At 62.4% G+C, this 12,919-nt stretch carries 6 protein-coding genes; 3 read left to right on the top strand and 3 right to left on the bottom strand.

The window, feature by feature from the left end:
• Nucleotides 1-40 precede the first annotated feature (40 nt).
• From BM269_RS12195 to BM269_RS12185, 3 genes are all read right to left on the bottom strand, one after another.
• Nucleotides 41-2,857 (bottom strand): TonB-dependent receptor, encoded by a 2,817-nt coding sequence (locus BM269_RS12195; protein ID WP_090437296.1) that lies wholly within the window; start codon nucleotides 2,855-2,857, stop codon nucleotides 41-43.
• A gap of 166 nt (nucleotides 2,858-3,023) precedes the next feature.
• Nucleotides 3,024-5,864, bottom strand: a complete 2,841-nt coding sequence (locus BM269_RS12190; protein WP_090437295.1) for a TonB-dependent receptor — start codon at nucleotides 5,862-5,864, stop codon at nucleotides 3,024-3,026.
• Between the two features lie 373 nt (nucleotides 5,865-6,237).
• The gene (locus BM269_RS12185) at nucleotides 6,238-9,018 is read right to left on the bottom strand and encodes a TonB-dependent receptor (RefSeq protein WP_229204619.1); all 2,781 of its coding nucleotides are present in this window, start codon (nucleotides 9,016-9,018) and stop codon (nucleotides 6,238-6,240) included.
• 226 nt (nucleotides 9,019-9,244) lie between these two features.
• Between BM269_RS12185 and BM269_RS12180 the strand changes: the two genes are divergently transcribed.
• The 3 genes from BM269_RS12180 to BM269_RS12170 are packed head-to-tail and all read left to right on the top strand — an operon-like array spanning nucleotide 9,245 to nucleotide 12,884.
• On the top strand, nucleotides 9,245-10,180 hold the full coding sequence (locus BM269_RS12180; protein ID WP_090437294.1) for an ABC transporter permease: 936 nt from the start codon (nucleotides 9,245-9,247) through the stop codon (nucleotides 10,178-10,180).
• A gap of 9 nt (nucleotides 10,181-10,189) precedes the next feature.
• On the top strand, nucleotides 10,190-11,209 hold the full coding sequence (locus BM269_RS12175) for an ABC transporter permease (protein ID WP_090437293.1): 1,020 nt from the start codon (nucleotides 10,190-10,192) through the stop codon (nucleotides 11,207-11,209).
• Nucleotide 11,210: 1 nt separating this feature from the next.
• Nucleotides 11,211-12,884, top strand: a complete 1,674-nt coding sequence (locus tag BM269_RS12170; RefSeq protein ID WP_090437292.1) for an ABC transporter ATP-binding protein — start codon at nucleotides 11,211-11,213, stop codon at nucleotides 12,882-12,884.
• Nucleotides 12,885-12,919: the final 35 nt, after the last annotated feature.

Below are 12,919 nucleotides of genomic sequence, written 5' to 3'. Positions count from 1 at the left end.
GCTTGCGCGGGCGGGGCTGGGAGTGGTGAACTGAACTTACTTAGAACTTGTAAGAAGCGCTCACATAAAATTGGCGGCCGAGTGCCGAAGAGTAGGAGGGGTTGTAACCGACCTGGTGTGAACCGGTATTACGCAGGGTAAATGGTGGTTCGCGGTCGAACAGGTTGATGACGCCACCGGTGATTTCCAGGTTCTTGACCGGGCGGTAAGCGGTCTGGAAGTCGAAGGTGGTATAGCTCGGCACTTGCAGGGTGATGCCATAGCATTCTCCCGGCTGGCCCGCCACGATCACGGCACAGTCATCCGCGGTCTGTGCCTTGTCGGTATAGCCGTTGCGGTAGCTGGCGCTCAGGGAATGGGTCCATTGCGCTTGCTCGAAGCTGGTCGAAGCGCGCACCACGTGGCGGAAGCTGACTTTGTCGTTCGACCCGTAGCGGTTCAGGCTCGACTCCCACTGGTCGTCGGTGCCCGGCGTGGTGTAGCGCGAGCGCAGCAGCCAGGTGCCGGCCAGGCGGCTGGTCAGCTTGCCGTTGAACAGCTTGGTTTTGTGGGTGAAGTCATAGTCGACGCCGCGGTTCTCAACCTTGCCGATATTGATCGGCAGCAGCTTGATTGCCAGCACGTCCTTGCCGGTCGAGCCGATGTGCTTGGTGGTGAACAGCTTGGCATACTTGGCCGGGTCATTGAAGATCAGGCCTTCGGAGACGGAAGTGACCTGGTCGCGGATTTCCACGTTCCACAGGTCGAACGACATCGACAGCGCATTGGTCGGCTCGAACACGGTGCCGATGCTCCACTGCTTGGACTTCTCAGGCTTCAGTTCCGGGTTGCCGCCCTGGAAAGCTTCGAACTGCTGGCGCACCACGCCGTTGCAATAGGAGGCCAGCGGGTGGCTGGTGCCGGTCAGCGGGCACTGGTAGTTGCCGCCGGTGACGCCCCAGTCCTCCAGCGGGCCGGCGATTTCCTGCATCGAGGCAGCGCGGAAGCCGCTGCCGGCCGCGGCACGGAACAGCAGGTTCTTGGCGGCGGTGTACTTGGCGCTCAGTTTCCAGGTGGCGGCATTTTCCTTGCTGCCGACCTTCTGGCCGGTCAGGTTGTTGTCGATCGCGCCGATCTGGTCGTAACGGGCGGAGCCGGTCAATTCCAGCGCCTTGCTGACCGGCATGACCAACTCGCTGTAGGCGCCGAAGTTGTCGCGCTCGTAGGCGCTGTCCACCTGTGGGTTGTCGAACAGGATCCGGGCATTCTTCGCCACGTCAGCCTGGTTGACCTTGAACGAGGTGTTGCGGTAGTCGACGCCAACGCCGACCTGGGCCGCGCCACCCGGCAGCGTGAACGCTTCACGCGAGGCGCGGGCATCCCAGCCCTTCATTTCCACGGTCTGGGTGTTGTAAGTGCCGGTGAAGCCGGTGCCCAGCAGGGTGTCGCGCATGGCTGGCGGCATTTCGCCCAGGCCGTAGGCGAATGGATCGATGCTGCCGGCATCGATCGCGGCCTGGAACTTGTCGGCCAGCGGGAAGCCGCCCACGTATTTCTGGGTCTGCTTGTTCTTCGAATAGGTCAGGGCCGAATTGACGTCCCAGCCGGCGATCGCGCCGTCCACGCCCGCCACCAGGTGGGTGGCCTTGGTACCGTAGTCATAGCTGCGGTTGCCCATTTCGTACAGGCGGTACTTGGCCACCACGGAGGTGGCGCCGGCATCCTGTTCGGCGGTCAGGTGAGGCTGGATGTACTTGTTGTACAGGGCCGAGCCTTTGGCGATCGAGAAGTCGGCCGGGTAGGGCGCGATCGAGGCAACGATCTTCGCTTCGGTGTAGGCCAGGTCATAGAAGCCCCTGAAGCCGGTGTTGCCCAGCTTCACGCTACCGGACGAGAACAGGGCGTCGCGTTGCGATTCCGGGTTGATCTCGATGGTCGATGCGCTGTCGAAGTAGCAGTTGCCGTCGCCGTAGAAGTCGGCGTTGACCGCGGCGCACTTGCCGCCGTGGGCCAGGGCGTACGGGTTCAGGTTGACGGTCTTTTCCACCGGCCGGCCGGTGCTCGGGTCGATCTCGTTGGAGTCATACGTCACGCCCGCATTGGCCGGCAGTGAACGCGAGGAACCGTTGATGAACTGCAGTTGCTTGCCGTTGGCCGGGTCGGTGAAGTTGATGATACCGGTGCGGGCGAAGCTGCGCTGGGACGCCTTGAGCTGTTTTTGCTCATCGTGGCTGACCGAGAAGAACACGCTGTAGCCGTCTTCATCGATGTCGCCGAAGCCCTTGCTCAGGGAGATGGCGTTGCTGGCGCCGCCGCTTTGCTCGGGACGCGAGTACTTGGCATTGATTTCCCAGTCGGTGGCGCCTTTTTTCAGGATGAAATTGACCACGCCGGCAATGGCGTCGGCGCCGTACAGCGCGGAGGCGCCGTCGGTCAACACTTCAACGCGCTCGATGGCCGACAGCGGGATCGAGTTCAGGTCGATGGTGGTGCCGGAGTTGGCCGGAGCGACGCGGCGGCCGTTCAGCAGCACCAGGGTGTAGGCAGCACCGATGTCGTGGATGGAGGCGGTGGTCACGCCGCCGCCGCCACCACCGACGGAGTCCGCTGCGACGGAGAAGCCCTGCATGGCAGGCAATTGCTGGATGAAGTCGGTCACGGTGGAGACGCCGGACTTCTTGATGTCTTTCTGGCTGAACGACTGCACCGGCAGCGACGATTCGGCAGCAATGCGCTTGATGCTGGAACCGGTAATTTCGACGCGCTGCATCGGCGCTTCCGGGGCTGCTTCCTGGGCAAAGGCGGCGGCGCTGCCGATGGCCAGGCTACCGGCGAACATCACGCGCAGGGTGCGCGACAGGGCTTTCTCGATGATCATTGATAAACGTCTCAGTAATGAAATAATGGGAGCGTCATCAAACCACCGGTGAACAGCTTTAGCAATGTATATTTGATAAGTGAAACAAACGAAACATTAAGCCACAATCAAAAAACCCCGCCAGCTTGCGCTGGGCGGGGGCGGGAGTAGTGCAGAAACGAAACGATCAGAACTTGTAGCTGGCGTTGACGTAGACGAAGCGGCCGCGCGGGTCGTATTGGTAGACGTCGTAGCCCGACTGGAACTGCGAACCGTTGTGGATGAACAGCGGAGGATTTTTGTCGAACAGGTTGCGCACGCCCAGCGACAGCTTGATGCTGCGCCAGCCGGCCCAGGAGCCGACCAGGTCGTACAGCGCCTGGCCCTTGACGTGGTGGGCGTTGCCGTCCAGGTCGTTGGCGTCGCGATAACCCTTGTAATAGCGCTGGGTCAGGGTGGCGGTCCATGGGCCGCTCTGGTAGCCGACCGACAAGTTGTGCTTCCATTTCAGGATCACACCGGTCGGCGATGCCACCAGCGGGGAACCGTCGGGGCGCACGATGGTGCCGACGCTATCTTCGATCTCGCCGTCGGTATTGACCAGGTCGTACTTCCTGACCCAGGTCCCGTTCAGGTTGGCCATGAATTTGCCGCCCAACAGGTTTTCCTTGTAGCGCAGGTCGATGTCGACGCCCTGGGTCTTGACCGAGTTCACGTTGGCGTTGAACTGGTAGACCTTGGAGATCTCGCCGCCGGGCAGCACTTCCACCAGCTGCTCGAAACCGGCGGCGCCGCGGCGGTAGCCGGAGACGATCTGCTGTGCCGATGGGGCGGCGATCAGGCCGTCGACCTTGATGCTATAGAAGTCGAACGAGGCGGTGAACGATTTGGTCGGCGCCAGTACGATGCCGATGCTGTACTGGTCGGACTCTTCCGGCTTCAACTCTGGATTGCCGCCGCTGATCGAGGTGACCTGGATCTGGCCGTTGTTGGGGAATTTCGGATCGGTGAACTGTTCCGAAGTATTCACCTGCTGCGGCGCATACAGGGCCGTCAGCGAAGGCGCGCGGAAACCGGTGCCGACCGAGGCACGGGCCAGCACGCTTTCCATCGGCTGGTAGCGCATGCTGGCCTTGTAATTGGTGGTCTTGCCGAAGTCGCTGTAGCTGTCGCGGCGCACGGCCAGGTTGCCGCTCAGGCCCTTGGCCAGCGGCACTTCGGTTTCCGCGAACAGGGCCCACACCGAACGCTTGGCGTGCACTTCGGTGATGGCGCCGCCCAGGCCGATCACGTCGCCGGTCAGGGTGGCCGGTGCCGGAAGCAGGTCGAACGATTCGTCGCGCGCCTGCAGGCCGACCGCCAGGGCGACGTCGCCAGCCGGCAAGGTCATTACGGTGCCGTCCACTTTGGCGTCGATGCCTTCATTGCGCGACTTGGCGGCGATGGTCGGGCCGGCGTACTTGGTGCCGGCGATCAGCTTGGCCACTTCGGGCGACTGCTGGCCGAGCGGCGCCCATGGATTCCAGTGCACGGCCGGGTCGTTCAAGACCTTGGACAAGCCGAAGATCGAGGCAAAACCATCGATCACATTGCCTTCGGTCTTGGAGATGTTGTGGATGTAGGCTACGTCATAGTTCAAGTTGCCGACGGTGCCCTTGCCGCCCAGGATGATCTGCTGCTGCTTGGCGATATCGCGGGTGGTGCGTTGGCCCAGCAGGAAAGTACGCTGCGAGACCGCCAGCGGATGGCCGACCATGGCGCCCAGGCCGACCGAATTCAGGTAGTTGGCGGCGATCTGGTAGTTCGGATTGGACGGATAGATCAGCAGGACCGGGTCGACGCCGCTGCCGGTGAACAGGGTATTGCCGGCATAAAACGCCTGGCGCAAAGGCGCCGGCTGGATCGGGTTGACGAACTCGTTCTTCGAGTACAGGCCCGAGGCGTACATCTCGTTCTGGTCATTGAGCTTGAAGCGCAGCAGCGTGGTGCCGCCTTTGAATTTGCGATTAGGTACCAGCGACACGAAAGGACCGGTGTCGAAGGTGCAGTTGGGCGTGGTCTGGGTGTCGTCCGGGGCGCCGGCGCTGAAGCCTTTGCCGCTGCGCGCGATCATGCCGATGTCGCCGCATTTGCCCTGGGCCGCCATGGGGTTGCCGTAGCCGGTGCCCGAAACGCCGTAAGGATTGGTGGCGGAACGGGCGTTGGTGCCGGCATCGAATTCGGTGGCGCCGCCAGGGAAATCCCAGGTGCCTTCGATGCGGCCGGTTTCGGTCGCGCCGCCCTCGAAGTAGGGCAGGTGGGTATCGGAATTGGCGAAGTCGCGTTGTGCGCCGAGCAGGTTGCCCTCGCGCTCGATGGCACCCGACACCACTACCGAGAAGCGGTCGGCCTCATAGTCGCCGAAGCCGGCCACCAGGCCCAGTTTATTCTGGCGCGCGCCGCCGCCGCTGCGGGTGGGACGGCCGTGCAGGCCGCTGATCTCGATGCCCTTGAATTCCTTGCGCAAGATGAAGTTGACGACACCGGCAATGGCGTCGGAACCGTACACGCCGGAAGCGCCGTCCTGCAGCACTTCCACGCGTTCAATGGCCGACAGCGGAATGGCATTGACGTTGACGTCGGCGCCGGACGATGCGCCGCCGGCGAAGTTGGCCAGGCGGCGGCCGTTGACCAGGACCAGGGTTTTGTCGGAACCCAGCCCGCGCAGTGAAACGGCGGACTTGCCGTAGGTGGTCAGCCCGGATTGGCCGCCGTTGACCTGGCCGCCGGCCGAGGAGACCGAATTGATCTGGCCCAGCAGTTCTTCCGTGGTCTGGACCCCGCTCTTGTCGATGTCGGCCCGGCTCAGCACGGTGACCGGCAGCGCAGTTTCGTTGGCTGTGCGGCGCAGCGACGAGCCGGTGATTTCGACGCGCTGCATGGCAGCTTCATTTTGCTGGGCGAAGGCCGGGGCGCAGGCGCCGGCTGCCAGCAAGCCGCCGGCGCAAGCCAGGCGAATTGCATATGACAGGCTGTTCTCTTTCATCATAATTCTTGGTTCTCCCCGAAGTTGGACGGTTCTTTGCACTTGCGCAAACCTAGCGATAGGCTGTTCGTACTTTCTTGCAAGTGTTCTAAGCTTGCAATCTTTTTGAAACAAATCGTCACAAGATGTTACGAAAGCACAACAACATGGTTGGCGGATAATTCTTGATGCAAAGGGAAGAAGAAGTCGCGATGATGGAAGTTGCTGAATTTTGAAGGAATTATGTGGGGTGAAATGAAGGTCGTTTGGAAGTGTATGGTTCGCTTTGTAACTGTTTGGAAACAATCGACTTGTGTACACAACTGGAGAAAAAACCCGCTAGGGCGAAAAAAAACGGCACCGAAGTGCCGTTTTGGAGTGCTCCCAGCCAGGCGGCTTAGAAGAACTTGTACTGGGCGCCCAGCTTGAAGTAACGGCCAATCGCGCCGGAAGCGTCCATCGGGTTATAGCTCATGCCACCGTAGGTCAGCGGGTCCAGCGGAGCGATCTTGTCGGTCACGTTGTTGATCGAAGCGAACACCGTGAACTGCTTGTTCACGTTGTAGCGCGCCGACAGGTCCAGCGTGGTGAACGATGCGATCTTGCAACCGTTGGTGCCTGGCTGGCCGTTGGCCAGCTTGGAGGCGCACAGGTCGCCAGCGAACAGGACATTGTCCATGCTGTCGCGGTAATTGACGATACCGGCAACGTTCAAGTCGCGATAGTCCCACGATGCATTCAGGTTCATCTTGTTCTTAGGCGTACCGGCGCAATTCGAGGTATCGCAGTTGCCGTGGGTACCGTTGAACTGGTAGACGGTGGTGGCGGACTCGTGACGCTTCCAGGATGCGGTGTGGGTCCAGACGAAGCCCACGGTTGCGCGGCCGTACTCGCCCAGGCGGATGCGCTGCTTGATGTCCAGGTCAATGCCGCTCACTTCGGTGAAGCTGGAGTTGCGGTATGGCGCCTGGGTCAGTACCAGGGTGCCGGTGCCAGGGATTGCTACGCCGTTGACGACCAGGTTGTTGTCGTTACGGATGGCGGTCGGCAGGGCAGCGGCTTCGTTGTATGGCAGCGGGTTGATCTCGTCGGAACGCTTGATCTTCCACGCATCCAACGCCAGGCTGGTGCCGTCGAACGGATCCCACACGATACCCAGGGTGGAACCTTTGGAGGTCTCAGGCTTCAGGGCGGCGCTGCCTACTTTGACGGCTGCAACGGGGATCGCGCAATCGGTGGCGGTAGCGCCGCCGGCTGCCGGGGTGCCGCCCGGGCAACGGATCGGGTCGCGCACAGTCGAGGTGCCAGTCGATTGCGACAGTGGCGAACCTTCCGCTGGGCCGGGAGCGCGGAAGCCTTCGGTGTACGTACCGCGCAGGGCGAAGGACTTGACCGGGGTCCACTTGAAGCCGGCTTTAGGCGTGGTGGAGTTGAAGCTGTCGTACTTGTCATAACGTACGGCCGCGCTCAATTCCAGGCCTTTCAGTACCGGTGCGGCCAGTTCGGCGAAGACTGCCGATACCTTGTTGTCGCCAAAGGCTGCCACGTAGGAAGAATTGATCGAGCCGTCGATGGAGCCGGTCAGCGATGGATTCTCCAGCTTTTCGCGGCGGTGTTCGGCGCCGACTGCCAGGCCCAGGTTGCCGCCTGGCAGGGCGAACAGTTCACGCGACGCGTGGAAGTCGACCACGTCCAGCTTGGTGGTCGAATCCGAGGTGGCGCTGGTGACCAGGGCAGAGTACAGGGCCGCCGAGTTCTTGCTGGCCTCGGTGCCAATGTAATACCAGCCGTACTTGGTCGGGTCGCTCATCGCCGTACGCAGCACGTTCAGGTTCAACATATTGCTGTAGTCCAGGTGCAGCTTGGACTTGGAGTGCGTCAGGCCAGCGTCGTAATCCCAGCCTGCGAACGAACCCTTGACGCCCAACACGAAGCGGTTGAATTCGTTGTTGGCCGAGCGGGTGCTTGGGCCGATGTCGAATGCGGTGTAGCGCACGCGGGTTGCGACGCCATATGGATTTTGCGGGTGGTTGGCGCCCATCAGTGCCAGCGCACCGTAGTTGACAAAGCCCAGCGGGTTGGCGGCGTTCGGCGGGAAAGCCACGGTCGGGGTGATCGATGGCGGGGTCAGGGTGAAGGCGGTATCGCGCTTCGAGTAGCCGACTTCGGCATACACCTGGGTGTTGTCGTTCACTTGCCAGGTGCCGCGGGTGTACAGGTTGACCGATTCGATCTCCGGCTGCATGTCGCGGAACTGATCCTGGTGCCACAGGCAGCCGCCGTTGGCACCGGTCTGGTCCTGGGTCGCGCTCAGCGTGGAGCAGCCAGGCAGGCCGACGTAATCCAGGGTGGCCGGGTTGCGAATCGCGCCGGCAGGGCCTGCCGAAGCGTTGTTGTTGCCGGCGATATAGCCGCCTGCGAACTGGGTACCGACCGGGAAGCCGTACGGGCGCAGATCGCCCTTGCCGATGTGGGCGCGCTCCTTGCGGTCGCTGTTCTTGAGGCGGTCGGAATCGAAGAACTCGGCATTGACGACCCAGTTGAACTTGTTGTCGTCCAGGTTGCCCAGGCCGTAGGTGATGGAAGCCTTGTTCTGCTTGCCGTCCTGGTAGCGTGACCAGCCGGTATCGCCTTTGAGCTGCAGGCCCTCGAAGTCTTTGCGCAGGATGATGTTGACCACGCCGGCGATCGCGTCTGCGCCATAGGTGGAGGAAGCGCCGTCTTTCAGGATTTCAATGCGTTCGACGATCTGCATCGGTACCGTGGACAGGTCGGTGAAGCTCTTCTGGCCATCGTCGGCACGCGCAAACGGTGCCATGCGGCGCCCGTTCAGCAATACCAGGGTCGACGTCGCACCCAGGCCGCGCAGGGAAATGGCAGTGGAGCCAGCGGCGAAGCCGTTGCCGAAGCCGGTCGGCAGCGAGCCTGCGCCGTCAACGGTCAGGGTCTGCAGGTATTCGGCCACGGTGGATTTGCCGGACTTCATCAGGTCTTCCTTGCTGATGACCTGGATGGGCGACGCCGTTTCCTGGGACGCCCGCTTGATGCTCGAACCGGTCACTTCCACACGCTGCATCGGCGCCGGGGCTTCCTGGGCAAAGGCCGGTGCGGCCATGGTGGCGAGCATGCCGCCGGCGCACACCAGCCGTACGGAACGGGCCATAATTTTTTCCATCATGTTGCTATCTCCAATAATTTGGCATAAAAAGACGAGCTACAGCTATTGACTACTGCTTTCGCGCTCCCATTGGAAGGAACCATCCCGATGATTCCTTTCGGGAAAGATGAGAGCAGTTCGGCTAACATTGCGTCAATTAGAAATTGGCGGACGATACACTTTTCCGAAGATCCGTCTCATTTATGAAACGTTGCTACGTGAATCACTTAAAAGTTTCTTGCCAGGAATGATTTCATATTTCATACGCCGCACCGGGCAGATGGCGCCGACTTTGCTGGGTGTGGTGTTACTGGTATTCCTGCTGTTTAACTGGGTCGGCGGCGACCCCGCGTTCATCCTGGCAGGCAAAATGTCCGATGCTGCCAGCATTGACAATATTCGCCGCCAGCTCGGCGTGGACCAGCCTTGGTATGTCCAGTTAGGCATTTTCCTGAAGCAGGTTGCGACTTTCGACTTTGGCCAGAGCTGGGCCACGGGGGAGCCGGTAGCGGACATCATCACGTCCCGCCTGGGGCCCTCGCTGACCGTGCTGGTGCCGCTGACCTTGCTCGAGACCGTGCTTGGCATAGCGCTGGCGTTGGCGGTGGCTTTTGTGCGCGGCACGCTGACCGACCGTGCGGTGATGGTGGCTTGCACGATAGGCATGTCGATTTCCATCCTGGTCTACATCATCGTGTTCCAGTATTGGCTGGCATACCGGGCCGGCCTGTTCCCGGTGCAGGGTTGGGGGGCCGGCTTGCTGGAGAACCTGCGCTTTGCGGCGCTGCCTATCCTGATTGGCCTGGCCGTTTCGCTGGCGCCGACCTTGCGCCTGTACCGCAGCTTCGTGCTGGACGAGGTGGGGCAGGACTATGTGCGCACGGCGCGCGCCAAGGGCCTGCCCGAGCGGCGCGTGATGTGGGTGCACGTGTTGCGCAATGCGGCGATCCCGATCATTACCCATGTGATGGCGAGCCTGCCGGCGATGCTGATCGGCGCCTTCCTGCTGGAGCGCTTCTTCGGCATCCCCGGCATCGGGCGCGAGGTGATCCTGGCGGTGGAGCGATCCGATTTCCCGGTCATCAAGGCGATTACCGTCTACGTTGCGGTGGCCACCATGGTGTTCAACTTGCTGACCGATTTGCTGTACCAGGCTGTCGATCCGCGTGTACAGCTCAAGTAAGGACCGCACATGCACGCATTTCATGATTCCGCCGGCTTGTGGACCTTGGCTTGGCGCCGCTTGCGAGCGGACCGTGTGGCCATGACGGCGCTGGCCGTGGTGGCTGTCTTCCTGTTCTTGCTCGCGGCTTCCGCTACCGGTCTGGTCGCCGCTGACTGGGAAGAAGAGGTCGCAGTGAACTACGCGCCGCCGGCGTTTGTCGCGCCGCACGCCACGCTGGCGACGCCAGCCGCGCCAGGTGTCGCCAACGCTGTGCCTCCCGCCAACGAATTCGATCCATTGGCCGAAGACTTGCGCGAGCTGCGCGCCAGCTTGGGCAAGGCCGTTGCCGAACCGGCAGCCGGGCGGGCGCCAAGCCTGCTGTTCGGCGCCGACAAATGGGGCCACGACATCGTCCGTAAGACCATCAAGGGCGGCGAGACCTCCATCGTGGTCGGGCTGGCGGCGGCTACGCTGGCGGTCGGCCTCGGCACGCTGTTCGGTGCGTTCTCCGGCTTTTACGGCGGCATGGTGGATGACTTCTTCAACTGGTTCTACAACGTGTTCACCGCGATTCCGTCGATCCTGATGATCCTGACCGTGGCGGCGGTATTGCAGCAGAAGGGCGTGCTGACGATCGTCATGATCCTGGGCCTGACCGGTTGGACCGGACCTTACCGCCTGATCCGGGCCGAGTACATCAAGCACAAGGCGCGTGAATACGTGATGGCGGCCGACGCCATTGGCGCCTCGGCCTGGCGCAAGATGTTCAGTCACATTTTCCCGAACGTCAGTCACGTGGCGCTGGTGCAGCTGTCGATCCTGGTGGTTGGCTTCATCAAGGCCGAAGTGATCCTGTCCTTCCTCGGCTTCGGCGTGCCGGTCGGCGTGGTGAGCTGGGGTTCGATGCTGAACGAGGCGCAGAATGAGCTGATCCTGGGCAAATGGTGGCAGCTCGCCGCGGCCGCCAGCGCCATGGCCTTGCTGGTGACGGCCTTCTCGCTGTTTGCCGACGCATTGCGCGACGCGCTCGACCCGAAGGTGAAGTGACATGCTGCTACAAGTCCGTAACTTGCGCATCCGCTTCCGCATCGACAAGAAGAATAGCGTCGAAGCGGTGAAAGGCATTTCCTTCGACGTCCCGCACAACCGCACGGTGGCCCTGGTGGGGGAATCGGGCAGCGGCAAGTCGGTCAGTTCACTGGCCGTCATGGGCTTGCTGCCGCCGCAGACGACCTTGATCGACGGACAGAGCAGCGTGCTGTTCGAAGGCCGCGAAGTGTTGCGCCAGTCGGCCGCCGAACGGCGGGCCATGTGCGGCAGGGAGATCGCGATGATCTTCCAGGAGCCGATGTCCTCGCTGAACCCCGTGTTCACCGTCGGCGCCCAGATCAGCGAGGTGCTGCGGCTGCACATGGGCATGGACCAGCGCAGCGCCCGTACCCGCACCTTGGAATTGCTGGAGGAGGTCGGCATCCCCGACCCGGCATCCAGGATCGATGCCTACCCGAGCCAGATGTCGGGCGGGCAGCAACAGCGTGTGATGATTGCCATGGCCATTGCCTGCAAGCCCAAGCTGCTGATCGCCGACGAACCGACCACCGCGCTGGATGTGACGATCCAGAAGCAGATCATGGAGCTGATCGCCGGCCTGCAGAAGAAGCACAGGATGTCGGTGCTGTTCATCACCCACGACCTGGGCCTGGTGGCGGAGATCGCCGATGAAGTCATCGTGATGCGCCATGGCGAAGTGCGTGAAACGGGCGACGCGCGCACGGTGTTCGCGCAACCGCAAGACCTGTACACCAGCGCATTGCTGCATTGCCGGCCATCGCTCGATGCGCGCCCGGCCCGGCTGCCGGTCATCGACGACTACATGGAAGGGCGCTTGGGCGCCGCCGGGCAGCAGCCGCAGCGCGCGCGGGGCAGCGCGCCCGATGACGACATCGTGCTCGACGTGCAGGGCTTGAAAAAGAGCTTCTGGCTGCGCGAAGGCCTGTTCGGCAAGCGCGAATTCCAGGCTGTCAAAGGCGTGTCGTTCAAGCTGGCGCGCGGCAAGACGCTGGGCGTGGTGGGCGAATCGGGTAGCGGCAAGTCCACCGTCGGCCTGACCTTGCTGCGCCTGCACCAGGCCAGCGGCGGCAGCGCCCTGTACCAAGGGCGCGACCTGCTGGCCCTGAGCGCGAAGGAATTCCAGCCGTTCAAGCGGCGCATCCAGATCATTTTCCAGAATCCGTATGCCTCGCTGAACCCGCGCTTCACGGTGGGCCAGATCCTGCTGGAGCCGATGCGGCTGCATGCCATCGGCGCCAGCGACGCCGAGCGCACGCAACTGGCGCTGGCGCTGCTGGAGCGGGTCGGACTGCCGCAGCAGGCCTACCACCGCTATCCGCACGAATTCTCCGGCGGCCAGCGGCAGCGCATCGCGATCGCGCGCTGCCTGACCATGAGGCCGGAAATCCTGGTGTGCGACGAATCGGTGTCGGCGCTGGACGTGTCGGTGCAGGCGCAGGTGCTGAACCTGCTGCAGGACCTGCAGGACGAGTTCGGCCTGTCCTATATCTTCATCTCGCACGACCTGTCGGTGGTGAAGTACATCTCGGACCAGGTGATGGTGATGCATCAGGGGGAAGTGGTGGAAATGGCCGATTCCGATGAACTGTATCGCAACCCCCGGCATCCTTATACGCGTTCGCTGCTGGCGGCCATCCCCGGGGCGGCTTGATCGCCCCCTGCAAAGCTGGCACACTGGACATCCGT

This window comes from Duganella sp. CF458 (genome assembly GCF_900113115.1).
Classification (GTDB): domain Bacteria; phylum Pseudomonadota; class Gammaproteobacteria; order Burkholderiales; family Burkholderiaceae_D; genus Rugamonas.
This window is presented reverse-complemented; position numbering and strand designations above follow the sequence as displayed.